Raw genomic sequence first — 25,525 nt, 5'->3', positions numbered from 1 at the left:
GCAGCAACACAGGGCTGCACCTTTATAACGCTATTGTTAACGTTTTAAAGGCGCGGCCCGCGTCGTTCTAGCGCCCATACGCTCTCTGTGCGCCCGCGCTCATCGGGTGCACCCTCTTCCAGAAACGTTAACGTGAAGTTAGCGGTAAACAAGCTTTCGATCTCGCTAGCGGGCACGCTATAGGGCGGCCCGGCATTACCATCGGTATGCGATAGACTAATCAGCAGGCCTTTGGCACCGGGCGGCACCAATTGCGCAAGGTGAAACGCATAGCGCTGCCGAGTGGCTGGCGGCAACGCTATCAGCGAGGCGCGATCATAAAACGCGCCAATCTCAGCGGCCTGTTGTATATGCAGGTGAAAAAAGTCCCCGCACCATAATTCCACACTGCCCTGACGGGAGATCGTAAACCCTGCCTGACGGTAACGAGAAACTGGCGCGCTGCGCTGGGCCAAAAACTGCTCAATGGCTTCAGGGGCAAACTCAATCCCCAACACGGGATACCCTTTATCCGCCAGCCAGCGCATATCCAGGCTTTTACCGCACAGCGGCACCAGCACCTTGGTGCGATTAGCAACGCCAAGGGACGCCCAATGGCGCAACAGTGCCGGGTGCGCCTGCTGCAAGTGAAAGCCAATACGCCCTTCTTGCCAGCGCTTGCGCCATTGATCGCTCATTGTCTAACCACCTTGTCATCGCTTGCGCTATCTGCGGATAGGGTTTACACGCAGATAGGGCTTACCGCGCTTTTAGAACCAACGGTCACGCTTTTTACGCCGACGCGGCAGATGCGGCACAATCAGCCCCACCAACAAGCCCGCGCCAGCGACACCGCCGCCATACATAAAGTAACGCATCAGTAGGTCTTCTTCCTGGGTTTCCAAACGAGCCTGAAGCCCTCTAACCTGCTGGCGCGACTGCTCTGCCTGGCTATCTAACGCCTGATTGCTCGCTTCGAGCTCGGCAATACGGCGTTCGCGAACTTCAAGCGTTTCCGTCATTGAGGCAGTACGCTGCTCCCAGGTTTCATTGATACCCTCAAGCTCGGCGGTTAACTCTTCTACCTGCGCTTCTAACGCGGGTAGCTGCTCCACCGCACTCGGCGTTTGCTGAAGCTCATTGCTCAACACCCAGACCGCATTGCCGTCGCTGTTGCGCACACGGGTGTAGTCACCGCTGGTTTCCAGCACCTCCACCTGCTCACCTGCGTTGAGCGTACCGATGATCCGATATCCATCGGTGGGGCCGCTGCGCACATAGGTGCTCAACTCATCGGTCACCCACGCTTGGTTAGCGGATTGGGCCGTGGCATTGAAGCTGGTAACACTGAGTAAAAGGCCAGCCGCAGCGGCGTAATTTCGATAACGAGTTCTGTTTACTAGCATGACATCATGTCCTGATTAAAAACGCTGCAAGGCGGACGAAGCCAACAGCGCTTATCGCTTAGCTTAGCGGTGCGCTTGTCTCATACGCTTACCCTTCTCCGCGCGGGGGCAACGGAAAGGGACGGGGGAACTCCGCAACCCGGGCATCGGTTTTGACCGCCTTCAATGGCCCTTCGCGCTCTACTTCATCAATGCGCACAATCGCATTTAAGGGCAGGTAGCTACGCTTGACACCATCGAAGGTTCGTTGCAATTTTTCAGTCGCAGGGTCAACCACTACCCGTGAAGCATCGTCAAAGACAAACTCCTCGACTTCAATAAAGCCCCAGAGTTCGCTTTGAAAGATCTCTCGGACGTATAAATCCCAAATTTCACCCTGCTGGTGAACCACCACACGGTAGATCGGCTTGGCCGCCATCTTGGCCTAATCCTCTTGCCATTCGTACATTAAGTTGAACCGCCAAGCTTACCATATTCCTGCCGCTGCGCCTTTAGGCTTACCCCCTTAGAAGGCTTAGCGTTAAGGCGGCGGATAATGCGCTTAGATAATGCGCTTATTAGCCGGGCATGTCCCCCTCGTGTATGGTAGTCAGCGAAGTTTGGCAATAGTGCTTTTTCACCAGGTAGGAGTCATCAACATGCAGAAAGATCCCAATAAGGGCTATATTGCCCTGCTAGGCTGGAGTCTCAATGCGATTGAAGCGGCCGAAAATTTTGACCGTCGCTACATTGTCGTTGCACCTGATTGGGCGGAAGAGTATTGCCAAAAACATGACATTCCCTATGTGCCTTGGAATTTCGAGCGACTCAATGACCGCTCGATGGAAATTGCCGAGACACTCAAAGAGAAAGGCGTTGATGTCGCCATTCCGCTCTACGAAGAGACCGTTGAGTGGGCCGGGGCCATCAACTCTGTACTACTGGATAACCCACGCCTTTACGGCCAGTCGCTGCTGTTGCGCGATAAAGCATTGATGAAGCGCCGCGCCCAGCTAGGCGGTATCCGCGTGGGTATTTTTGAAGAAGCCCACGATAAAGAGGATGTGGTGCGCTTCCTGAAGCGGGTTAACCAGACGCTGCTCAAACTGGACGGTGACCCCAACGACCCGATTCACCTTAAAGCGTTTGATAAAGCGGGCTGCCTTGGCCACCGTGTTATCCGTACCCCAGATGAAGTCGATACCATACCGGAGGAAGAGTTCCCGGTGTTGATGGAGTCGCACCTGGATGGCTGGGAATTTGCCGTTGAAGCGTGGATTCACGATGGCAAAATTGCCTTCTTGAACATCTCCGAATACGTGACGCTAGGTTACTCGGTGTTTGTGCCCGCCTCACCTGAACTTGAGATTTACCGCGAACAGATCACTCAGCAAATCGAGAAGCTGGTTAAAGCCTTTGATATTGAATTTGGCTTGATTCACCCAGAATACTTTGTCACCAGCGATGGTGAGATGTACTTTGGCGAAGTAGCTTATCGCCCGCCCGGCTTCAAAGTATTTGAACTGCTTGAGCGTGTTTACGGTTTTAATGCTTATCAAGCGTCAATGTTAGTGTTCGACCCGAAAACCACGAAAGAAGAAGTGGCTAAATTCTTCCCGAAAGAAGTGGTTGATGCCGATGGTTTTGCCGGTTGCTTTGGCGTTTACCCCCGCCGTCGTGTGGTCAGCCGCTTGGAAATTCCCGAAGAGACCGAAGATCATGCCTATTTTGAGTCTCATGAGCTAACCTCACCAGTAGAAGAAACCGTTACTAAACGCACCGCGTTTGGTACCCATTGGGGTCTGATCTACTTTAAAGGCGAGGATGCGCATACGATTCGCGATCTGCTAAAACGCCAAGAAGATCTCGACTTCTATGTATAATCCCCGCTGATGCTGGGATAAGGAGTCACCGTGGAGACAGATCAAGCAACGTCTTCTCAAGAAGATAGCAAGCTCAATGTACTGTTGAGCAACTTTGATGATGCCGTGCGCCTGCTTACGCAGGCGCCAGCCTTCTCGAAGCCCGCCAAGCTGCCGCGAGTAATGGATACCGCACGACGCGTACTGCTTCAGGATGGCGGCTGTGAAGCACTGGAGTCCCGCGCCCAAGCGTTTGAGGAAGCTGGTGTTTTTTTGGGCTCCGATTGGGAAACACCGCAATTTTTGGTGCCTACCCTAACAACCTTCGCGTTGAAAAGCGCGGATGCCAATGTGGTCGTCATTGAGGCATTAAGCGAGCTTCGACTCCTAGCCGTCGCTAAAGGCAATTTTGAGCACTCGCTGGTTTCCTCAGAGCACTCACACCACTACCTTACCCAGGTAATGGCGATTAATTTATGGCTGCTGTTTTTGCCGCCCAGCGAAGCCGAGCGGGAAACCCAAGGGCGACTGGCGACCATTCCTCGCTATCTCTTCCAACATTTAGCCGATCGCATTGGCTACGAACATATTGTTGATCAACTCATTGATGAGATTTGGCGCATTTTGAAACAGCGCCCTATTCAGGTTGATTCGATCAAACAGATGATCACCCAAATTGCGCTGTGTCAGGCTAACCCGACGATTGATCTTGGCGCGAGCGGCCAGGGCGCTGACCGTCTTGTCAGCTCGCTTTACGGGCCTACCCAAGCCTGTCGCGAAGACCCCGGTGTAGATATTTATCGTGAACGGTTAGAGCATATGGATCAGGCGGCGCTACAGGCTGAATCTACCGGCTTCGCCCGGGCAATGCATGATACCGGCCTAGTATCACCGTATCACGCCGTGCTGTTGCGTCATCTACTTGAAGAGGGTGACCACTTACTCTCCGAGGCGTTGGGCCTTTCATCTACCGGCCGTGACTGTCTACTCTGCTATCGCGAGTTAGTTCAAGCGCTTATTCGTGGCGGCGTTTATCCCGCCACTGCGCAAGCAGTGTATGGCCTGGCACTGATGCTCGAGCGCGGCATTCTCTATCAGCCGCCGGTAGCCCCCGCGATGTGGCGTCAACTTAATCTGCCGCTCTCAGAATGGGCGCAGTCGCGGCTATCCTTGGCTTATGGCGACACCGTTTCTCCCCGCGCACGCTTGATTGAAGGCGTGCTCTGCATGTTGGGCTTGCCGCTAGGCGTTGGCCAGGGCAATAACCCCACCTGCCAGTCGGCCCGAGCGCTCTCCATGTGGGCGTACAACGATCCAGACTATTTGCTGCAGATGGTGGCTTGGGCAGCCCGCGACGACGAAATCATTATGCATTTTGAAGGCCAGGCCATCTCATCTATGGCGAGCCTATCAGGCGTGGCGACGCAGTTGCCCATCGATCTCGACCCGGTTTCGCTGATTGTGGTGCCCCATTTGGATCGCATTTATGCCGAAATGGGTCGGCGCTGCATTGGCCGAGAAGGTGATCCACATCGCTGGGTGAATCCCGAATTTCATGGCTGGTGGTCAGGCCGCGGCTTTCGCATCAACGTCGACGTGGCCACTGGCCAACTAAGCGATGTGGATGATTTTATACGCCACTTTTTCGCCTACTATCACCCCTACTACAATGGCAATCAGCCGCTGATTCATCCTCAACCGGCGGGCATTGCGGTCACCGACAGCGCAGCGCGCTTTATCGGTTGGCACGCGATTACCATTTTGCGGGCATCCCTAGACCCGTCGGATGTAATGCGGGTGTATTTCTATAACCCTAACAATGATAGTGGACAGGATTGGGGCGATGACGTGATTGTCAGCACATCGGGCAATGGTGAACGCTTTGGCGAGGCCTCGCTGCCTTTCGATCGCTTTGCATCGCGGCTGTATATTTATCACTACGATCCTCTTGAGCGCGTCGACATAGCCGACGTAACAAACGAAGAGGTGGAAAATGTTAAACACTACCTGCACCGTAGCTGGGGGGCCTCACGCCTACCACCTACTGAACTGCAGGCGGATCAAGGCTCCAATTCATCGGTGCCCGATTCATCACTGCCCAATACGCCCCCAAACGAAGGGTAACAACAGACACGCTTAGCGGCCCTTTCAACTACGATATTTTCAACCACGATATTTTCAACTACGACATTTTGAACCACGACACTTTCAAACCACAATGATGCGACTCGATCAACTGTTGGTCAGCCAGGGGCTGGCCAACTCGCGCACACGCGCCCAAAGGCTTATTCGTCACGGACGAATAAGCCTTGCAGATAATGGCAAGCCGTTAATCAAAGCGTCCGAAAAATGGCCCGAAGATACCCGTTTTGCAGTAGAAGACGATCCCGAAGAGCGTTATGTGTCACGGGCGGGCTTGAAGTTGGAGGCGGTGCTCACAACGCTTGAACTGCGATTTGACGGCTGCGTCGTGCTCGATATTGGTCAATCAACCGGCGGCTTTAGCGACTGCGCGCTGCGGTTTGGCGCTCGCCATGTTATTGGTGTAGAAGTTGGCCATGGGCAACTTGCATCTGAGCTGCGCGACGACCCACGCGTCACCTGCCTGGAAGGGTTAAATGCGCGCTCAATGAGTAGCAGCGAGGTTCTCAACCGCGTGCTCTCCGTTCAGCCCATTGATAGCGCCATTATGGATGTTTCATTTATATCTCAAACGCTGATTCTGCCCGAAATTGCTGCTCTACTACCACTGGGGGGAGAGTTGATTTCGCTAGTTAAACCGCAGTTTGAGCTATCCCCCGACGCCCTTAATAAACGCGGTGTGGTACGTGACACTAAGCACTTTTCAGCAGTGGAAGCCAACATTCGCAGCGCCTGCGGCGTCTGCGGGCTAACCATCCGCCACTGGCAGGAGAGCCCGATTACAGGCAGCGATGGCAACCGCGAGTTTCTCCTGCACGCCATTAAAGAGGCCTAAAAAAAGGACTAAGTCGATGATGTGGGGGGCGTCAGTTGATTAGCGGATTGCACTTTTATCGCTTCGCCCTGATCAGGGTGCAACCACACATCCATCTGCTCAAACGCCACGCGTACGCCCGCTTCGCGAAACAGTGCATCCACTCGGCAGTTAATTTCATCGGCGGCAAACAGGCGATCTAGTAGATCGTTGACGAAAATACGCAGCTCAAAATTGAGGCTGTGCTGCCCATAGCTTAAACAGAAAACTTGGGGCTCAGGATCGGTTAGCACGCGCGGGTTTTCATCCGCCACCTTACGTAATAGTTGGTGCACCTTGGCCATATCAGAGCCGTGTGCCACGCCGTAGGTGAGCACGACACGGGTGATATTATCCGACAAAGACCAGTTTATTAGTTGATCGGTCACAAAGGTTTTATTGGGGATAATAATTTCTTTGCGGTCAAAATCAGTGACGGTAGTCGCGCGGATACGGATACGGCTGACGGTGCCGTGCAAATTGCCAATCGTGATGGTATCGCCGATCCGAATCGGGCGTTCAAACAGAATGATCAAGCCCGATATAAAGTTGGCAAAAATCTCCTGCAATCCAAACCCCAACCCCACACTCAGAGCAGCCACCAGCCACTGCAATTTGTCCCAGGAAACACCAAGGGTCGACAGCCCCATGACAATCCCCGTGCCCACAATGATATAGGAGAGCAATGAGCTAATGGCATAGGCGCTACCCTGTTTCAATGACAGCCTGGATAGCACCATCACTTCCAGTAGGCCGGGTAAATTACCCGCCATAATAAACGTAATAGCAACAATCAGCAGGGCCGCAAAGGTATCTGATATTGTTAGCGCATTATCGACCAGTTCCCCACTCTGGGACTCCCACAACGATACGTTGTCCAAATAGCCAAGCACCGAAATCAGATCCGCCCACACCAAGTAGAGCAGAGCGCTAAAGCCAATCAACACAATCAGTTTAGAAAGGCGCAGCGACTGGCTGTTGATCTGCTCCATATCAAGTGGGGGCTCTTCTACTACTTCGAGCCCACCCTCCGCACCCTCTTGCACCTGAGCGCGACGGCGCGCCAGCGCACGACGATAAGCGAGTCGTCGTGCGGCTACCGCGAGACTTCTCACCAATGTGGCCTCTACCACGACCCATAGACCCAGCAAGTACAGGGTAATCGCAAATCGCCCCACCAAGCGTAACGCGGTGTATTCATAGCCCCAGACGACCAACCCCAGCAGCATCAATGGCACCAACGCCATTGCTAGCCCCAACAGTAAGCGAAACAGGCGCACGCCAAAAATGGGGATATGCGCCAGTATCAACTGTGCCAACCACCAGCTCATCGCCATCAGACCACACGACAACAACCCCAAGGCAACAGGACGCAAGGCCAGCGGTGTATCCATCTCTCCAGACATCGCCGCAATAGCAATCACCGGCATTAGGGCGATGCCCAACCCGCCTAACAGCTGACGCAACCGGGCATTGTAGTGCGTCGACCAGGTAAAGTGGCGTTCAGCCACGCCATCGGCGACCAACAACCTACGCAGCCAGGCGACAGCTGCCCAGCTAAGCGCTAATTGAAGCAGCGACGGGGCAACACTATTTGCCAACGACCCCGCCGCCCCAAGCAACCCAACGCCAACACCTGCTAATGCCAGCGGCCCTGGAAGCGCCAGCAGCGCGTTGAGCAGCACCGCCTTAGGGGTATGCAGCTGGGTATCGCTTTTCAATCGACCAATTTGCGAATGCAGCTTGGCCAAGCGGGCCTTAATTCGCCGACGCAAGACAATTAATACTAGGCTTAACATCACCAGCGGTGCTCCTCTGAGCACTTGCCATGAAAACCCTTGCCAATGAGTCGGTAAAATCGCGCGCCACTCCCCTTCTTGCCACTCTAGCTGCAGGTTGCGGGGCAATTGGCGCACCCAATTAAGATCCAATGGGCGGCTATTGGCTACCCAAAACAACTGCTCATCGATGGTTTTGCGCAACTCGCTGGTCGTCGTTATGAGCTGCTGCTGGTTGAGCTGCAACTCAATCGCCGCGCTTAATAAGCTGCCGTAAGACTGTTCTAGTTGCTCGACCAGCTCACGGCGTGATTGATAAAGCTGTGAAAGTGAATCGACCAGCCCCGGCGTCGCCTCTATGCCCGCCTCCGCCAAACGCGTAGTGGCATACTGTTCGCTTTGGCGTAGCTGGTCGCGCTGGCGAACTAAATCAAACTGTTTTAAACGCAGGTCGGCGATTTCGTCCTGCAAATCTCGTGGTGCCGACAAAGGGGGTAGTGACTTGCGCTGTTCACGCAAAATACGCGACAGCAGTTGGCTGCCGCGGATAGCCTCAATTTGCTCATTAAGACTACGCTGTAGCTGGCGCACATTCTCCAACTGACGCTGGGCTTCAATATTTTCGCGCACAATACTGTTAGCGCGGTCAGTTGCCCGCAATAGCTCCAGGCTCAGTGTCTGGTTGGTTTGCTGTGCTTGCACCACCACCGGATGGCCCGCAGCGATTAATGGGTTATCCCTGGCAGCATCGGCAATGGCTTGCTCAGAGGCCAACCGACGCTGCCGATCAATCACCCCTTGCAACATCGTTAGCTGCTGCTCTTGATAATCGATCTGCACCATCAGCACATCACGGCGCTCTTGCGCTAATTCACGCAGGCGGCTATTAGCGCTTAGCTCGCGCTGATAAAAACTTATTTCGCGTTCGGCAAGTGCCCGTTCCAGGCGCAGCTGAATAAGCCGAGCATCGCTCAGTGCAGAGAGTTGCCGATCCGCCAGCAGTGCCTCTCGCTCATCGTGCTGTCGACGTAAACTCTCCGTGCGCTGAAGGGTTTCTGCGATGGATTGTTGGGCACGTTCAGGCAGTGTTTGGGCGGCCAGCAGCTGCGAGTTCACTTCCGCCAGTTGGCTTTGCAATTGCTGTAGCTCGACCACGGCGTTGGTTTGCAACTCGTCGAGGGGGCGATCGCTCAAGTCGTCAACGCTTAGCTGCTGCGAGGCTTCTTCAGCTTCACTCAACTCACGCTGCAGGCGTGCTAGCATTTCAGGGGCTTGTTCTACACGGGTGTCTAACGCAGCAAGGCGCTCATCGATAGAGGCAAGCCGTTCATAGGCCTCAAGCGCCGCTTCCAGAGCCTCTTTATCGCTTACCTGCTGAGCGGTCAAGGTTCCCTCAAGCGCTTCTAACTGAGCAAGCCTTGATGCCAGTTCAGCCTGTTCAGGCACCCGCTCAAGCATGCTGGCCTGAAGTGCAGCGTTGGCTGAATTAAATGCGCCGCCGCTGCTAATCATGAGCAACAGCAACAAACAGGTTATACTCCACTTACAGGCGCATCTCACCACGTTACGTATCAACACGTTACTTAGGGCCTCGCTGACATCAAATGCTCCGCAGAGACGGAGAATGAGGTTATTGTCAGGCGTTCTGATAGTCAGCGCAATCAGAGCTGTTGACTTCCACAGTCGGCGTGATAGAAACAAGCTTGGCATTTGCCTATTCATTCATTTTGCGAGTCACCTTGATGGTCCCCCGAAAACTGCCGTTGACGAAACTTCTTGTCCTGCTGAGTCTTGCTACTTTTAGTGCGAGTGCCATCGCCGAGTCTCAACAAGAGATTGAGGCACGTATCCGTGCCCTCAACGCCGAGCTGTATGATCTGCATCAACAGTTACAGCAGATTGAGAGCCCCGAAGATGCCGCGCAGGGCTTACCGCTTGAACAGTTGCCGGAAGAAGTTGCACGGGAAGATTTAAGCGAGCGCCGTGAGCTTGAACAGGAATCAAGCCGAAACCCGTTCTCAATCACAACCCACCGCACCAACTACCTGTTTCCAGTTAGTTATAATGCCAACAAAAACCGTGAAAGCTTTCGCACTGTGGCTAACGGCACCCCTGCAGATAGCGTCGAGTTGAAATTCCAGTTCAGCGCCAAAGTTAATCTCGCGGAGCAGGTATTCGGTAACTATGGTGATGTCTACTTTGGCTACACCCAGCGCAGTTGGTGGCAGGCTTATAACACCGACGCCTCGTCCCCCTTTCGGGAAACCAACTACGAGCCTGAAGTATTTATTGACTTTGATAATGCCTGGGAGGCGCTCGGCTGGGTGAATACTCGCAATCGAATATCCCTTAATCACCAGTCTAATGGACGCTCAGATCCTCTCTCACGTAGCTGGAACCGGGTTTATCTTGAAAGTATTTTTCAACGCGGGGACTGGGCATTTACCCTGGCACCGCATTGGCGCATACCAGAATCCACAGGAAATGACGACAACCCAGATATCGAACGCTACATGGGATACGGCGATATTCGCCTTGCCAAACGCCTCAATAATAATCATGAGGTAAGTGGTCAATTACGCGGCAACCCCAGTGCAGGCAATATAGGCACCCAGATTGATTACAGCTGGCCAGCTTTCAACAGCTTGCGGGCGCATGTCCAGTACTACTACGGATATGGTGAAAGCATGATCGATTATGATCATCGCGTGCACCGCTTAAGCCTTGGGTTTAGTTTAAATCCCTTATTTAGTGCTACAGGGCTGAACCGATAGGCGCATTCGCTTGTCTGTTAATCAGTGGCTGCTATGCTTATACGTGTATCAGGCCACAGCCTATCATTCACTCGTCAAAGGAAGACTCCATGGCTAAACGTCAACCCACTTACTCTACTCAAGCCGATCAACTCAAAGATGATCTGCGTCACTTGAGTGAAACCGTTGAAGAGCTGGTCAATGCGACCGCTAAAGACGCCAGCGGAGAGATGAACGATCTACGTTCACGTGCCGAGCGCCGCCTGAAAGACACTCGTGCACGTCTTGAAGCTCGCGGTGAGCGTATTTATGACGAAACCCGCGATACGTTGACCAACCAAGCCGATGCGTGCGATCGCTACGTGCATGAAAACCCCTGGACGAGCATTGGCATCGGTGCCGCAGCTGGTATGGTTGTGGGTATGCTGCTCGGTCGTCGCTAATGGCTTTGGGTCCAACCCAACGCGTCTTCTCTGCCGCCAAACGCCTACTGAAATCGCTGATTGCTAATAGCGAAACCCGCCTGCGTTTGGCGGTGTTTGAGTTAGAAGAAGAGCGTGCTCGCTTACTGGTTCTACTGCTTCTAGCAGGAGCAAGTTTACTGCTGCTCTTGTTAGGTATTGCCACGCTGACGGCATTGGTAGTGGTTCTCTTCTGGGATACCTATCGCTTAACCGCCATTGCAATCAGTGCTGGTGTGTTGATAGGCGCCAGTTTGCTACTCGCGGTTATCGCGATTCGCCAGTCAAAGCGTCACTCGCTTTTAAAAGAAACACTCAAACAGCTTGCCGCTGATCGAGCACTGCTTGAGGAGCCAAGTGATGAAACCATCCGCAGACACCGCTAAACCGCCAGCAAAACCTTTGAGTCGCGCTGAGCGAAAAGCGCTGCTGCTAGCAGAATTAGAGCAGCAGCGTGTAGATATTTTGGTGGATAGCGAATATTTGCAGCAGGCAGCCTCGCCGCTAGACCAAAGCTGGCAAAGCTTCAAATTGCCGCTCTACGCCGTCGGCGGCTTTGCTGCTTATAAGCTAGCACGCCACCCAAGTGGCGCCATGGCAGCAGGTAGAAAAGCGCTTGCGGGCTATATGCTATTTAAAAAGCTTAAGTTATTAGCCAAAGTGGCTACTTAGATTGTAGCTAATTAGGTTAAAGCTTTTTTGCACTGAGTTTTTTTGCACTGGGCTTTTTTGCACTGTTTTTTGTACGAGGCTAGGATGTATGTGAAATGTACATCCTAGCCTAACAGGACTGCCCGCAGGCGACCCCACTCGCCCACGCCCACTGGAAGTTATACCCGCCTAGCTCACCTGTCACATCCAATACCTCTCCGATAAAACGTAGTTGCGGCAGGCCTTTAACTTCAAAAGTCTTGGACGATAGCGCTTCGGTATTGACCCCACCCATGGTCACCTCTGCGGTTCGCCAGCCTTCGGTGCCCGCTGGTTTCAGTTGCCAAGCGTTAAGCCTTCCCGCCCACTCATCCAGCGCTGCGTTGGCATATTGGGCCAGTGGTCTAGCCGGGTCACTGTCGGGGTACCACTCCAGCAGCGCCTGCGCCAATCGTTTGGGGAAGCGTTCGCCAAGCCAGGTAGATAATTGGCGTTTGGGGGTTTCTTGGCGCGCTTCGCGCAGCGATTCCGCCACCTTCTCACCGGGCAGCAGATCTATGCTAATCGCCTCTCCAGGCTGCCAAACGCTGGATATCTGCAGCATCGCAGGGCCTGATAAGCCGCGATGGGTAAACAGCATCGGATCCACAAAGCGGCGACTGCCAGCGCTTACGGCCACGGGCAGGCTGACGCCTGAAAGCTCTGCTGCGCGCGCCTTCCACGTATCGCTCAAGGTAAAGGGAACCAATCCTGGGCGGGTATCGAATACCTCAAGGCCAAATTGACGTGCTATGGCGTAGCCAAATCCCGTCGCGCCCATACTCGGAATAGAAAGCCCACCACTCGCCACCACCACCACCCCCGCATCAATGTTACCGATCGAGGTGGTTAGCCGCATGGCACTGCCCTGCTGCTCCAGGCGAGTAATCTGTGTGCTGAGTTTTATTTCAGCCCCTGCCCACTCGCATTCAGTAAGCAACGTGCGGACGATCTCTTTGGCCGAGGTTGCACAAAATAGCTGCCCCGGTGTTTTCTCGACATGTTCAACACCATGACGCTCAACCAGCTCGACAAAGTGCTCAGGCCGGTAGCGTTTGAGCGCCGATATACAAAAGTGAGGGTTTGACGAGTAAAAATGCTGTGGCGTCGTGCCAAGATGGGTAAAGTTGCATCGACCGCCCCCTGACATCAAAATCTTCTTGCCCGCTTTGTTAGCATGATCAAGCACTAACACCCGCTTGCCGGTATAGCCCGCTTGCGCCGCGCACATTAAGCCCGCGGCGCCAGCACCGATGATGACGACGTCATAGATCATAATGGACAGCTCATGTTGAGGGCGACTCCCGCTGTAAAAATCAGGCATTCTAACAGGGTCAGGCTTAAAAATTACTATATGACAAAATCATCCTATACAATAATTGTATAAATAATATCTAACGTTGAGAACACTATGCTTTTGCCTATTCATCGACGATGTCTACTGCGACTCGCGCTTGTGCCGCTCACCCTGCTGCTATCCAATGTGACAATCGCCCAAACGGCGCCGTCGGTCATCGGCACGCGGGTGGTCATGACCACGTGGTCGGATCCACTGGAAGCTTTGGGAACGCTTAGTGCTGATGAGAGTGTTACGTTATCTGCTACCGTCACGGATATTGTTGCCGAGATCAATTTCCGCGATGGGGAGCAGGTCGAAGAGGGACGTCTGCTTATTCGCTTAGAAGACGCAGAAGAGCAGGCGCAGCTAAGGGCATCCCAAGCGCTACGCGAAGAGCGGCTCAATGCGTCAAATCGCGCTTCTCAGCTGCAAGAGCGCAACCTTGCGGCACGAGCCGACGTAGAAGACAGTCGATCACGGCTGCGCCAGGCGGACGCCGATATTCAGGCAATTGAAGCTGAGCTATCCAATTACCGCATAAAAGCGCCTTTCAGCGGCCGCGTTGGTTTTCGTAATATCAGTATCGGTGCTCTGGTCACTCCAGGGATGGACTTGGTGACGCTCGATAAGTTGGATGTTATGCAACTCGATTTCAGCGTACCCGAAGTATTTCTGGGCCGTCTCTCGCCAGGTTTAATGCTCAATGCCACCACTGCCGCCTACCCTGACGACCTGTTTAGCGGTGAAATTGCTACCATCGGCACGCGGGTAGATCCGCTAACACGTAGCGTAAGCGTTCGTGCGGAGCTCGATAACGCCGATGGGCTTTTGCGCCCTGGAATGCTGATGGAGGTGATCGTTCAGCAGCGCGTACGCGACACCATTGTTATCCCTGAAGCGGCCATTGAGCCTAGCGGTGATCGGCATTTCGTTATGTTGATTGAGCAACAAGCTGGCACTACGCGCCTAGCCCAACATGAGGTCAAGATTGGCGAGCGGCGTAATGGCGAGGTGGAAATTCTTGAAGGGTTAGCCCAGGATGATTTAATTGTCTTTCACGGCCTACAGCTTGCTCGCGATGGGCAAGAGGCGAGGTTAATCGGGATTGCCGATGACGAGACCGGCATACGTGCGCTGCTGGAGGCCGACCGCTAATGCGCTTATCGGATATCTCTGTTCAGCGCCCCGTCCTCGCGATGGTGATCGCAGCCCTGATTATTGCCTTTGGCCTGCTAGCGCTCAATCGCCTGCCGCTGCAAGAGTACCCCACCATCGACCCTCCAGTGGTCACCATCGATACCCGCTACCCCGGCGCCTCGGCAAGTGTCGTCGAAACCCGCATTACCCAAGTGTTAGAAGACCGTATTGCAGGCGTTGAAGGCATTGAGTTGATTACCTCGGAAAGCGAGGATGGCCGCTCTCAGATTGAAATCGAATTTAGCATTGATATGGATATTAATGCCGCCGCCAACGATATTCGCGACCGCATATCCGGCGCGCTGCGCAACCTGCCCGACGACGCCGATAACCCCGAGGTCACCAAAGCCGATAGCAGCGAAGAGATCGTCGTGTGGCTCAGCCTTTCTGGCGAAGACTACTCGATCACCGAGCTGACCGACTACGCCAACCGTTTTCTGGTCGACAGCCTCTCCGTCCAGCCTGGGGTGGCAAGGGTGCGTGTCGGCGGCGGCAGCGACTACGCTATGCGCGTGTGGCTAGACCGGAACGCCTTAGCCGCACGCGGGCTCACCGTCAGCGATATTGAAGATGCGCTACGGGCCGAGAACGTTGAACTGCCTGCTGGTTCGATTGAATCTGAAGATCGTCAGTTTATTGTGCGCCTCCCGCGCAGTTTTGCCAGTGCCGAAGATTTTCAGCGCCTCGCCCTCAATTCTCCCCGCAACGCCTCCCCCAATCAGGGCGAAAATGGCTATCTGGTGCGCCTTGCTGATGTGGCCAGGGTCGAAGTGGGCGCGGTAGAGGACCGCTCGGTATTCCGCTCCAACGGCATACCCATGGTTGGGCTGGGGATGATCATGCAGTCCACGGCCAATGTGATAGAACTTTCCGAAGCGGTGCAGGGGGAGCTTGAACGCCTGCAGGGCACGCTGCCAGAAGGCATGTCATTGAGCCTGAACTACGACGCCTCACTATTCGTCTCCGGTGCCATTGAGCAGGTCGTTATGACGCTGTTCATCGCCATGGGGCTGGTCGTGCTGGTGATCTTTATGTTTCTAGGCAATTTGCGCACCACCCTGGTACCTGCGGTGACCGTTCCGATTGCCGTTATCGGCGCCTTTACCGCTCTGGCGGCGATGAATTTCTCGATCAACCTACTGACGCTGCTAGCACTGGTGCTGGCGATCGGCCTGATTGTCGATGATGCCATCGTGGTGCTTGAAAACATTAACCGGCGTATGCACGACTACGGCGAAACACCCCTAGTCGCCGCCTTTCGCGGTACTCGACAGATCGCCTTTGCCGTCATCGCCACCACCCTGGTGTTGGTGGCGGTCTTCGTGCCACTCAGTATGTTGCAAGGCGATATTGGTCGGCTATTTTCCGAGTTCGCGCTGACCATGGCCGCCGCGGTAGTGGTCTCTACCCTGCTAGCGCTGACGCTTACGCCGATGATGGCGTCAAAAATCCTTAAGCCGGGCATGCACGACAGCCGTATTGGCAAAGCGGTGCAGTGGCTTCTCAGCGGCACCCAGCGCCGTTATCAGGCAGTGTTAGAGTGGATGCTCAAAATGCGCTGGCTAGTGGTGACCACGTTTGCATTGCTGATTGCGGCTACCGCTTGGCTCGCCACTGTGCTACCCAACGAATACACCCCCCAAGAGGATCGCGGTAACTTCATCGTGCTCGTCAACGGCCCAGAAGGCGCCACCTTCGACTACATGATGGATTATATGGATGAAATCGAAGCGCGCATGAACCCACTAATAGAGAGCGGCGAGTTGGAGCGCGTGGTCGTTCGCGCCCCACGTGGCTACGGCAACATCGAGAATTTTAATAGCGGCTTTATTATCGTCAATATGGCCGACTGGGGCAGCCGACGTAGCGCTTGGGAGATTATGGCGGAGGTACGCCAAAGTCTTAGCACCCTGCCAGGTGTGCAGGCTTTCCCGGTGATGCGCCAAGGGTTTGGTCAACGTACAGAGAAGCCGGTGCAGTTTGTCCTGGGCGGCGGCAGTTACGAAGAAATCGCCCAGTGGCGCGACATTTTGATTGATCATGTGCGCGAAAATAACCCACGCCTAATGGCATTGGAAAGCAACTATAACGAAACCCAGCCACAGCTGCGGGTCGATATAAACTACGAACGAGCGGCTTCGCTAGGCGTTACCGTGACCGAGATCGGCAGAACGTTGGAAGTCCTACTGGGTGGCCGTAATGTCACTCGCTACGTGGATGACGGTGAAGAGTACGACGTAATTTTGGAAGGCGATCGCGCCAGCCAAAACAGCCCGAGAACGCTAGATAACATACAGGTTCGCTCTGCACGCACAGGTGAACTGATTCCCCTGGCAAGCTTGGTCACCCTCTCCGACTTTGCGGGTGCCAGCACCCTGAACCGCTTTGACCGTATAAGGGCGATTACCATTGAAGCCAATCTCGCGGATGGCTATCCCCTCGGCGAAGCCTTGACGTATTTAGAGCAGAGCGCCGTGGAGCTCCTGCCGGAGGAAGCGCAAACCAATGTTGCAGGCGCCTCGCGAGATTTCCAGCAGGCCAGCGGCGCCACCGCTTTTCTGCTGATACTTGGCGCGCTGGTGGTCTTTTTAGTGCTAGCCGCGCAGTTTGAGAGCCTGATTCACCCCTTTGTGATTATGCTCACGGTGCCGCTAGCGATGAGCGGCGCTCTACTGGCGCTACTGCTTAGCGGTCAATCACTGAATATCTACAGCCAAGTGGGGCTGGTACTGCTAATTGGCCTAGCCGCTAAAAACGGCATTCTTATCGTCGAATTTGCCAACCAATTGCGCGACGAGGGTAAAGCGTTTCGAGCGGCGCTAATTGAAGCCTCCGTGACGCGGTTAAGGCCCATTTTAATGACCGCCGTGACGACCATGGCCGGCGCCATTACATTGATTGTCTCGACCGGCCCGGGGGCTGAGTCGCGCCTGGTCATCGGCACCGTGATTATGGCGGGGGTAGGCTCGGCAACGCTATTTACGCTGTTTGTCGTGCCTGTGGCATACGACTTGCTAGCGCGCCACACCGGCTCACCTGGAGCGGTGAAGCGACAGTTAGAGGAGGAAATAGCTAACGCACCGGGGGGAACATCCGACAATTAAAGACAGCAAACCAAAGGGGCGCCCCAATGGAGCGCCCCTTTGATGAACTACCGGGCTAACTGTTAACTGTTAACTGTTAACTGTTAACTGTTAACTGTTAACTGTTAACTGTTAACTATGCTATTTGTTAGCTAAACCATTTGTTAGCTAAACCATTTTTTAACTGAGCAGTTATCAACAAAACTGGTGTTAACTAACAAGCAGCGATTACTCACACTCGCCAAGATACTCGCCTTCAATCACGGTATTCATGCTTAGCTCACCCATGGGCGACTGGGTAAGGATATCGACGCTGCCTTCGATACGCTCGCCCATAAAGCGCATTTCGCCATCGATAGTCGCTTCGCCACCTTCAGCGCGGCATACCATGCTGTAGCTTAGGCCATCCGCCTTCATGTCTTGGTCAAGCAGCTCACAGCCTTCTTCTTCCTCGATGAAACCGAATGCGGCATCATCAAGCTCTTCCTGACTAATACACTGGCGCTCGGTTTCCGTTTGATCTGGAATTTCCATCTCACCGGTGACGCTGGTTTTACTGACAAACTCCCACTCGCCAGGGGTCACATTAGGGGTTTCAGCCAACGCGACCATCGGAAAGGCCACTAGGGCCGCTACTGCCATGTTACGTAACATCATCGCTACTCTCACTGCGTTGCTTTAGGAATTTAGAGCCTAGCTATCCTACCTGATTCAACCACACGATGCCCTACCCAACGACCACACTGCTACACTGAACGAATAAGCAGCTAATTCAGCGCACCCGCTATACAAGGAAGCCAACCATGCAAGACGACGCTCTGGTCAATTATGACTTCTACTGCCCTTACTGCGATTCGCCATTAACCTTCCTGATTGATACTTCCCAAGGTAGTCACGACACCTGGGAAGATTGTCATCAGTGCTGCGCGCCCATCCAACTACAAATTATTGTCTCTCCCGTCACCGGCGAACTCGACAGCGTCGTTGCCGGTCGGGACGATGACGTTCTCTAGCCTTGAATTTAACGTCTTGAGTTAAATGTCTAGAGTTAAACGTCTCGCAAGGCAGCCTTGCGCTTGGTTTCGCTGCGACGCATAAAAAACCACGCCAACAACGTCGCCAGGGATACGATCAAAATAATCAGCGTAGCCAGCGCGTTAATCTTCGGCGACACCCCCATCCGCACCGACGAGAACACTACCATGGGCAGCGTATTCGCCCCAGGGCCAGAGACAAAGCTAGCAATCACTAGATCGTCAAGGGAGAGCGTAAACGCCAGCAGCCAGCCAGCAGCCAGCGCGGGCGTGATGATCGGCAGGGTTATCGAAAAGAAAGTTTTAAGCGGCGGAGAGCCTAGATCCATGGCTGCTTCTTCTATGGAGCGATCCACTTCACGCAGGCGCGCGGCCACCACTACCGCCACATAGGCACTGCAAAAGGTAGTGTGGGCAATCCAAATGGTTGCCATGCCCCGGTCAGCTGGCCAGCCGGTAATTTGCGCCATCTGCACAAATAGCAGCAGTAGCGACAGACCCGTTATGACTTCGGGCATGACCAGCGGCGCTGTCACCATGCTAGAGAGAGCTGTTTTGCCCCGGAAATGCCCGTAGCGAGTCATCACAAAGGCGGCCACGGTACCCAAGCAAACCGCCATACTGGCCGCAAAAAAGGCGATGCGCAGACTCGTCCACACCGCCGACAATATCTGCTGATCACGAAACAGCTCACCGTACCACTGGGTAGAAAACCCCGCCCACACCGTGACCAGTTTCGAGGCGTTAAACGAATACACCACCAGCACAAACATAGGCAGGTAAAGAAACAGCAGGCCAAGTACCAGCATAACCGTCGAAAAGTTCGGCCGTCGCATGCTCATTATTCAAGCTCCCTGGACTGGTAACGGTGGAACCAAACAATCGGCACCAATAACAGCAGCAGCATCACCATGGCCAGCGCTGATGCCACCGGCCAGTCGCGGTTGAGGAAAAACTCCTCCCATAGCACTTTGCCGATCATTAGCGTGTCAGGGCCACCCAGCAGCTCAGGAATCACAAACTCCCCTACCGCCGGGATAAAAACCAGCATTGAACCTGCGACGATGCCCCCCATTGAGAGCGGCAAAGTGACTTTAATAAACGTATTGAGCTTGCGCGAGCCAAGGTCTGCAGCGGCCTCAAGTAGCGAGTTATCCATCCGGGTCAGGTGGGCGTATAGCGGCAACACCATAAACGGCAGGTAGGCGTAGACAATGCCAATGGTGACCGCGAACTGGGTATTCATCATACGCAGCGGCGAATTGATCAGGCCTAGCCCGAGCAAGAGGTTATTGATTAAGCCGCTGTTACTGAGAATTCCCATCCAAGCGTAGACTCGAATAAGAAAAGACGTCCACGACGGCAACATCACCAGCAGCAGTAGCAGCAACTGCCAGCGCGCCGGTGCTCTTGCCATGGCATAGGCCATCGGGTAACCCAACAACAAACAGACCAGTGTAGCGGTAAACGCCGTCTTCACCGAGCCCCAGTAGGCAGCGATATACAGCGAGTCTGAGAGTAGAAAAAGGTAATTGCCTAAATTAAGAAAGACATGCAGCGTCTGGTCGGCATACTCAAGCAGCGGGCCATAAGGAGGTATAGCAATCGCCGCCTCGGAGAGGCTGATTTTAAGTACCAGTGCAAAGGGCAGCAAAAAAAACAGCGTTAACCACACTAATGGAAACGCTATCACCGCCCTTCGCCCCAATTGCCAGCGCTTGAACAACGCTGAAACACGAGATGGCATCATTTAAGACAGTCTCCTCCTAGAAAGTAACCAGTCTTTAAAAACCCAGCCTTTAGAAACTCAGTCTTTAGAAACTCGGCCATCAGCGATTGAGCACAATCGTGCTGTGATCTTCCCAGTAGACATAGACACTGTCTTCCCAAGTGGGACGATCACCGCGACGCTCGGTATTGGCCATACTGACCTTAATGATCTGGCCCGACGGTGTGCGCACGTAATAGAGCGAGAAACCACCTAAGTAGGCAATATCATCCACCTTGCCTTCCGCCCAGTTATACTCTGTGGTGGGTTTTTCTCGGGTCAGCCAGATCTTTTCAGGACGCAGCGCGACCCAAACCCGACGATTCGACGCCTGAGTAGTAATACCGTGATCAATATAAATGGGGCGTTCAAGCGCGGGAGCGGTGATGCGACAGTGGTCGGCGGCGTCTTCGATAATCTCCCCTTCGAACAGATTTACCGTGCCGACAAATTCCGCCACCATGCGGCTCACCGGGCTTTCATAAATATCGATGGGCGAGCCTATCTGTTCGATCCAGCCATCGGCCATAATCGCCACTCGGTCGGCCATGGTCATGGCCTCTTCCTGATCGTGGGTGACCATAATACAGGTAACGCCGACCTGCTCGATGATCTCCACCACCTCTAGCTGCATTTCCGTGCGCAGCTTTTTATCCAGCGCGCCCATGGGCTCGTCTAACAGCAGCAACTTGGGGCGCTTAGCGAGTGATCGCGCCAGTGCCACCCGCTGGCGCTGGCCACCAGACAGCTGGTGCGGCTTGCGCTTGGCAAAGCGCTGCATATGCACCAGCTTGAGCATTTGCTCGACACGAGCGTCGATATCCGCTTTGGGGAGCTTGTCCTGCTTTAAGCCAAAGGCAATATTTTGCGCCACGGTCATATGCGGAAATAGCGCATAGGATTGGAACATCATATTGATAGGCCGCTTGTGCGGGGGCATCGCGGTGATATTTTCACCGTCTAATAAAATGCGGCCTTCTGTTGGGGTTTCAAAGCCCGCCAGCATCCGCAATAGGGTTGATTTACCCGACCCAGAACCGCCCAGTAGCGCGAAGATTTCCCCGCGTTTAACCTGCAAATTGACATCATCCACCGCCAGCGCATCATCAAACCGCTTGCTTAAGCGTTTAACTTCCAGCACCACATCTTCAGCAAACCGCGGGGTTTTGCCCAGGGGCCGCGACGTAGAAGGCGTGATGGGTGAAGCAGATGAAGGCTCGTTCGACAGGGGCGTAGTGACCATTCGCCACTCCCATCAAAAGGCCCGGCAAGCCGGGCATTAAAAAGACGAACAACGAGCCTGGGTATCAACCCCAGGCTCGCCGTCAGATAAAGGTCGGTTTAACGACCCGACTTAACGCGATTCCATATACGCGTGCGGGCGCGCAGCACATCTTGAGGCTTTTCGGCCTGGACGTATAGGTTTTGCATGACCTCGGTTTCCGGGTAGATAGCCGGGTCATTGAGGATCTCTTCGGAAAGATACTCATCGGCCGCTGCGTTAGGGTTGGCATAACGCACGTACTCGGTAATTTCAGCGGCGATTTCAGGATCGAGAATAAAGTTAATAAAGGCGTGGGCGTTGTCAGTATTTGGTGCGTCAGCGGGCACAGCCATCATATCGAACCAGAGCGCTGCGCCCTCTTTAGGTATGCTGTAACCAATGGAGAAGTCTCTGCCAGCTTCTTCAGCACGTTCGGCGGCTTGGAAAATATCGCCAGAATAGCCTGCTGCCACGCAGATATTGCCGTTAGCGAGATCGGACACATAGCGCGAAGAGTGGAAATAAGTCATGTCGTCGCGAACCTTGGCAATCAGTTCACCCGCGGCTTCTATGTCGTCAATATTCTCACTCAATGGATCTAGCCCTAGATAAGCCATGGCAGGCGAAAGCATCTCATCGGCGGAATCCAGCATCGAAAGGCCACAGCCCGCTTCGCTCAACGCGGCGGTTATTTGCGGATCGAACAGCAGTGCCCAGCTATCTACCGGCGCGTCGTCACCCAAAATTTCTTTAACACGCTCAACGTTATAACCAATACCATTGGTGCCCCACATATAAGGAACCGAGTATTCGCTACCGGCGTCGATGGTTTCCAGGTTGGCCATCAGTTCGGGGTTGAGATTGGCTAAATTGGGCAATAACTCATGGTCAAGCGGCTGGAAAACACCGGCTTTCACTTGGCGAGTAAAATAGTAGGTAGAGGGTACTACCACATCATAACCGGAGCGCCCTGCAAGCAGTGCGGCATCCAAAATCTCATTGCTATCATAAACGTCATAGGTCACTTCAATGCCGGTACGCTCAGTGAACTTTTCCAGCGTTTCCGGTGCAATGTAGTCTGACCAGTTAAACACCCGCACCTCTTCAGCGTGGGCAGCGCTAGCCGCTGCGGCGAATGAGATAGCCGCAACGGCCGCGGAAAGTTTGTGGATGTTCCCCATTATCACTGCTCCTGTTGTCCTGACTGGTGTCCCAACTATTTCACTAAATAATTCAGCCAAATAATTTGCCAAGTATTGCTTATCAAGTACGCCTTACCCAATGCACTTCAAAGCTTGCCATCAGCGGCTAACAATAGCGTAGGCCATAATGCTGACCGTGCGAATTTTGCGGTGCAGTGACGGCTACCGCAAGCCAATGTGAAAAATTCTTGTATTTTGCCCTAACGGCCCCATTAAGTAGCGTGTAAAACGATGTTCTTTGATACCAACGTTCTTTTACCCGCCAATAGGGCAACACTATTGGCTGGATGGTTTTTTTTAATTTTAGACATTAGTCGCTAACCGTTAGTATTAGCCATACTTTATAAACCCTAAACCCATCACACCAGGAGACTATCTCAATGTCCTTGATCAACACTGAAGTAAAACCGTTTAAAGCCACCGCTTACCTGAATGGCGAGTTCGTCGATGTGACTGAAGCGGATCTGCAGGGCCAGTGGTCTATTTTCTTCTTCTACCCGGCCGACTTTACTTTCGTTTGCCCGACTGAGCTTGGTGATCTAGCTGATCACTACGCTGAGTTCAAGAAGCTTGGCGTTGAAATCTACAGTGTTTCAACCGATACCCACTTTACTCACAAAGCTTGGCACGACAGTTCTGAAACTATCGGCAAACTGCAGTACCCGATGATCGCTGACCCGACACTGCGTATTTCACGCAATTTCGAAGTGTTGATTGAAGATGCAGGTCTTGCTGAACGCGGCACCTTTGTTGTCGACCCCGATGGCAAAATCCAGATTGTTGAAATCAACGCTGGCAACATTGGCCGTAATGCCGAAGAACTGCTGCGTAAAGTGAAAGCCGCTCAATACGTGCGTGCCAACCCGAATGAAGTATGCCCGGCCAAATGGAAAGAAGGCGAAGAAACACTGGCACCTTCGCTGGATCTTGTCGGCAAAATCTAAGCCGCCTACGGCTTTCACGCGCTTGCTTTTATGTGCGTAGCGCAAGCGCGTGCAGGTTCAACGCCCGGGTTTCGCCCGGGCGTTCTGTTTTAAACCAGTTTTCAAAACCGTTTTTAAAATATTAATGATTAGCACCGTCACACGCGTGTGTTCAATACGTCTGTTACCTGCGAGGAAGCTACTGTCATGCTGGACGCCAATTTAAAATCCCAGTTAAAAGCGTATCTGGAAAAAGTGACTCAGCCGTTCGAGATTGTTGCCTCCCTCGATGACGGTGCCAAGTCACAAGAACTTCTCGGCCTGCTTGAGGACATCAGCAGCCTAAGCGATAAGATTACGCTACACAGCGACGGCCAGGACGCCCGCAAGCCATCGTTTGCGATTAACCGACCCGGTGAAGAGACCGGCGTGGTGTTTGCTGGTATCCCCATGGGTCACGAGTTCACATCGCTGGTGTTGGCGCTGCTGCAAGTCGGCGGCCATCCGCCCAAAACCTCTGATGAGTTACTCGACCAAATCAAAGACCTTAACGGCGAAATGCTGTTCGAGACTTACTACTCGCTGTCATGCCAGAACTGCCCGGACGTGGTTCAAGCGCTAAACCTGATGGCAATCTTCAACCCGAACGTGCGCCACGTCGCAATCGACGGTGCACTGTTCCAGGATGAAGTCGAGTCGCGGGAAATCATGTCGGTACCGAGCATCTATCTGAACGGTAAGCCGTTCGATCAGGGCCGCATGACCCTTGAGCAGATTCTGGCCAAGGTGGATACCGGCGCCGCCGAACGCGACGCCAAAAAGCTAAGCCAAAAAGCCGCTTTCGATACGCTGGTGATTGGTGGCGGCCCGGCAGGCGCCGCAGCAGCGATTTACTCAGCGCGTAAAGGTATTAATACCGGCGTTGCCGCTGAGCGCTTCGGTGGCCAGGTAGCGGACACCATGGGGATTGAAAACTTTATCTCCGTTTCCCATACCGAAGGCCCCAAGCTGGTTAGCGCGCTTGAAGAGCACGTAAAAGAGTATGAAGTCGATGTCATGAACTTGCAGCTTGCCACCGCCTTTAAAGCTGCCGAGGCGGAAGGTGGTTTGCACGAAGTCACTTTTGAGTCCGGCGCGACGCTTAAGAGCAAAACCCTGGTGCTGGCGACGGGTGCCCGCTGGCGCGAAATGAATGTGCCCGGCGAACAGCAGTATCGCAACAAAGGCGTTGCCTACTGCCCCCACTGTGACGGCCCACTGTTTAAAGGTAAGCGGGTCGCGGTAATTGGCGGCGGTAACTCCGGCGTTGAAGCGGCGATTGATCTGGCGGGAATTGTCGGCCATGTCACGCTGATAGAGTTTATGGGCGAGATGCGCGCCGACGCGGTATTGCAAAAAAAGCTTAAGAGCCTGCCTAACGTCGATATTATTCTCAACGCACAAACCACTGAAGTGACGGGCGATGGCAGCCGGGTCAATGGTTTGAACTATAAAGACCGCACGTCTGATGAGAGCAAATCTATCGCGCTGGAAGGTATCTTTGTTCAGATTGGACTGGTGCCTAATACCGAGTGGTTGAAAGGTTCACCCATTGAGATGACGCCACGCGGCGAGATCATCGTTGATGCTCACGGCATGACGTCCGTGCCCGGGGTATTCGCCGCAGGCGATGTGACGACGGTGCCCTATAAGCAGATCATCATCGCCATGGGCGAAGGTGCCAAGGCATCGTTGGGTGCTTTCGACTATTTAATTCGTAATTGATCATGGCAAAACGAAGCCCGCTGAAATTGAACTGACCCCATAAACTTG

The 25,525-nt window shown here is 53.8% G+C and carries 22 protein-coding genes; 12 read left to right on the top strand and 10 right to left on the bottom strand.

The window, feature by feature from the left end:
- Window positions 1-44: 44 nt before the first annotated feature.
- The 3 genes from A6R74_RS06295 to A6R74_RS06285 form a co-directional block, all read right to left on the bottom strand.
- Window positions 45-677 (bottom strand): thiopurine S-methyltransferase, encoded by a 633-nt coding sequence (locus A6R74_RS06295; protein ID WP_064233606.1) that lies wholly within the window; start codon window positions 675-677, stop codon window positions 45-47.
- A gap of 72 nt (window positions 678-749) precedes the next feature.
- Window positions 750-1,385, bottom strand: coding sequence for a TIGR04211 family SH3 domain-containing protein (locus tag A6R74_RS06290; protein ID WP_064233605.1), 636 nt, complete (start codon window positions 1,383-1,385; stop codon window positions 750-752).
- 88 nt (window positions 1,386-1,473) lie between these two features.
- A complete protein-coding gene (locus tag A6R74_RS06285; RefSeq protein ID WP_007113264.1) occupies window positions 1,474-1,803 on the bottom strand; it encodes a DUF1820 family protein in 330 nt (109 codons plus the stop codon).
- Between the two features lie 220 nt (window positions 1,804-2,023).
- Here A6R74_RS06285 and A6R74_RS06280 point away from each other — a divergent pair, with 220 nt between their 5' ends.
- From A6R74_RS06280 to A6R74_RS06270, 3 genes are all read left to right on the top strand, one after another.
- Complete coding sequence (locus tag A6R74_RS06280) at window positions 2,024-3,247, top strand: ATP-grasp domain-containing protein (RefSeq protein WP_064233604.1); 1,224 nt, start codon at window positions 2,024-2,026, stop codon at window positions 3,245-3,247.
- A 30-nt stretch (window positions 3,248-3,277) separates the two neighbouring features.
- Window positions 3,278-5,350, top strand: coding sequence for a hypothetical protein (locus A6R74_RS06275; protein ID WP_064233603.1), 2,073 nt, complete (start codon window positions 3,278-3,280; stop codon window positions 5,348-5,350).
- Between the two features lie 94 nt (window positions 5,351-5,444).
- A complete protein-coding gene (locus A6R74_RS06270; RefSeq protein ID WP_064233602.1) occupies window positions 5,445-6,203 on the top strand; it encodes a TlyA family RNA methyltransferase in 759 nt (252 codons plus the stop codon).
- An 8-nt stretch (window positions 6,204-6,211) separates the two neighbouring features.
- Here the strand turns inward: A6R74_RS06270 and mscK are convergent, their stop codons facing one another.
- Window positions 6,212-9,511 (bottom strand): mechanosensitive channel MscK, encoded by a 3,300-nt coding sequence (mscK, locus tag A6R74_RS06265; protein ID WP_064233697.1) that lies wholly within the window; start codon window positions 9,509-9,511, stop codon window positions 6,212-6,214.
- A gap of 230 nt (window positions 9,512-9,741) precedes the next feature.
- On the opposite strand from mscK, the gene A6R74_RS06260 reads away from it, so the two are divergent.
- The 4 genes from A6R74_RS06260 (at window position 9,742) to A6R74_RS06245 (ending at window position 11,885) form a co-directional block, all read left to right on the top strand.
- Window positions 9,742-10,773: a phospholipase A gene (locus A6R74_RS06260; RefSeq protein WP_064233601.1), complete on the top strand. Its 1,032-nt coding sequence runs from the start codon at window positions 9,742-9,744 to the stop codon at window positions 10,771-10,773.
- Window positions 10,774-10,862: 89 nt separating this feature from the next.
- A complete protein-coding gene (locus A6R74_RS06255) occupies window positions 10,863-11,195 on the top strand; it encodes a DUF883 family protein (protein ID WP_064233600.1) in 333 nt (110 codons plus the stop codon).
- Entirely contained in the window at window positions 11,195-11,599 is a 405-nt protein-coding gene (locus tag A6R74_RS06250) for a phage holin family protein (RefSeq protein WP_035583981.1), read from the top strand. The genes A6R74_RS06255 and A6R74_RS06250 overlap by 1 nt, the downstream gene beginning before the upstream one ends.
- The gene (locus tag A6R74_RS06245) at window positions 11,574-11,885 is read left to right on the top strand and encodes a YqjK family protein (protein WP_064233599.1); all 312 of its coding nucleotides are present in this window, start codon (window positions 11,574-11,576) and stop codon (window positions 11,883-11,885) included. The genes A6R74_RS06250 and A6R74_RS06245 overlap by 26 nt, the downstream gene beginning before the upstream one ends.
- 109 nt (window positions 11,886-11,994) lie before the next feature.
- On the opposite strand, the gene A6R74_RS06240 is transcribed toward A6R74_RS06245, so the two are convergent.
- Window positions 11,995-13,179 (bottom strand): NAD(P)/FAD-dependent oxidoreductase, encoded by a 1,185-nt coding sequence (locus A6R74_RS06240; protein WP_064233598.1) that lies wholly within the window; start codon window positions 13,177-13,179, stop codon window positions 11,995-11,997.
- Window positions 13,180-13,314: 135 nt separating this feature from the next.
- On the opposite strand from A6R74_RS06240, the gene A6R74_RS06235 reads away from it, so the two are divergent.
- Entirely contained in the window at window positions 13,315-14,397 is a 1,083-nt protein-coding gene (locus tag A6R74_RS06235; protein WP_064233597.1) for an efflux RND transporter periplasmic adaptor subunit, read from the top strand.
- The gene (locus A6R74_RS06230; protein ID WP_064233596.1) at window positions 14,397-17,543 is read left to right on the top strand and encodes an efflux RND transporter permease subunit; all 3,147 of its coding nucleotides are present in this window, start codon (window positions 14,397-14,399) and stop codon (window positions 17,541-17,543) included. Before A6R74_RS06235 ends, A6R74_RS06230 begins: the two co-directional genes overlap by 1 nt.
- A gap of 207 nt (window positions 17,544-17,750) precedes the next feature.
- Here the strand turns inward: A6R74_RS06230 and A6R74_RS06225 are convergent, their stop codons facing one another.
- Window positions 17,751-18,179 carry a DUF3617 domain-containing protein gene (locus A6R74_RS06225; protein ID WP_064233595.1) on the bottom strand — a complete coding sequence of 143 codons (429 nt, stop codon included), beginning with the start codon at window positions 18,177-18,179 and terminating at the stop codon, window positions 17,751-17,753.
- A 146-nt stretch (window positions 18,180-18,325) separates the two neighbouring features.
- Between A6R74_RS06225 and A6R74_RS06220 the strand changes: the two genes are divergently transcribed.
- Entirely contained in the window at window positions 18,326-18,535 is a 210-nt protein-coding gene (locus tag A6R74_RS06220) for a CPXCG motif-containing cysteine-rich protein (RefSeq protein WP_064233594.1), read from the top strand.
- A gap of 35 nt (window positions 18,536-18,570) precedes the next feature.
- On the opposite strand, the gene A6R74_RS06215 is transcribed toward A6R74_RS06220, so the two are convergent.
- The 4 genes from A6R74_RS06215 to A6R74_RS06200 all read right to left on the bottom strand — a co-directional run bounded on the left by A6R74_RS06215 (window position 18,571) and on the right by A6R74_RS06200 (window position 22,769).
- On the bottom strand, window positions 18,571-19,398 hold the full coding sequence (locus A6R74_RS06215; RefSeq protein ID WP_121499359.1) for an ABC transporter permease subunit: 828 nt from the start codon (window positions 19,396-19,398) through the stop codon (window positions 18,571-18,573).
- A complete protein-coding gene (locus A6R74_RS06210; protein WP_064233592.1) occupies window positions 19,398-20,306 on the bottom strand; it encodes an ABC transporter permease subunit in 909 nt (302 codons plus the stop codon). The genes A6R74_RS06215 and A6R74_RS06210 overlap by 1 nt, the downstream gene beginning before the upstream one ends.
- 79 nt (window positions 20,307-20,385) lie before the next feature.
- A complete protein-coding gene (locus A6R74_RS06205) occupies window positions 20,386-21,567 on the bottom strand; it encodes an ABC transporter ATP-binding protein (RefSeq protein WP_064233591.1) in 1,182 nt (393 codons plus the stop codon).
- A gap of 98 nt (window positions 21,568-21,665) precedes the next feature.
- Complete coding sequence (locus A6R74_RS06200; protein WP_064233590.1) at window positions 21,666-22,769, bottom strand: polyamine ABC transporter substrate-binding protein; 1,104 nt, start codon at window positions 22,767-22,769, stop codon at window positions 21,666-21,668.
- A 401-nt stretch (window positions 22,770-23,170) separates the two neighbouring features.
- Here A6R74_RS06200 and ahpC point away from each other — a divergent pair, with 401 nt between their 5' ends.
- Together ahpC and ahpF are read left to right on the top strand one after the other, a co-directional pair.
- Window positions 23,171-23,734, top strand: coding sequence for an alkyl hydroperoxide reductase subunit C (gene ahpC / locus A6R74_RS06195; protein ID WP_064233589.1), 564 nt, complete (start codon window positions 23,171-23,173; stop codon window positions 23,732-23,734).
- Window positions 23,735-23,920: 186 nt separating this feature from the next.
- A complete protein-coding gene (gene ahpF, locus A6R74_RS06190) occupies window positions 23,921-25,477 on the top strand; it encodes an alkyl hydroperoxide reductase subunit F (RefSeq protein WP_064233588.1) in 1,557 nt (518 codons plus the stop codon).
- Window positions 25,478-25,525: the final 48 nt, after the last annotated feature.

Origin of the sequence: Halomonas sp. ALS9 (genome assembly GCF_001651035.1) — a bacterium.
Classification (GTDB): Bacteria; Pseudomonadota; Gammaproteobacteria; order Pseudomonadales; family Halomonadaceae; genus Vreelandella.
The sequence above is the reverse complement of the archived record's forward strand: the minus strand, read 5'-3'. Positions and strand labels throughout refer to the sequence as shown.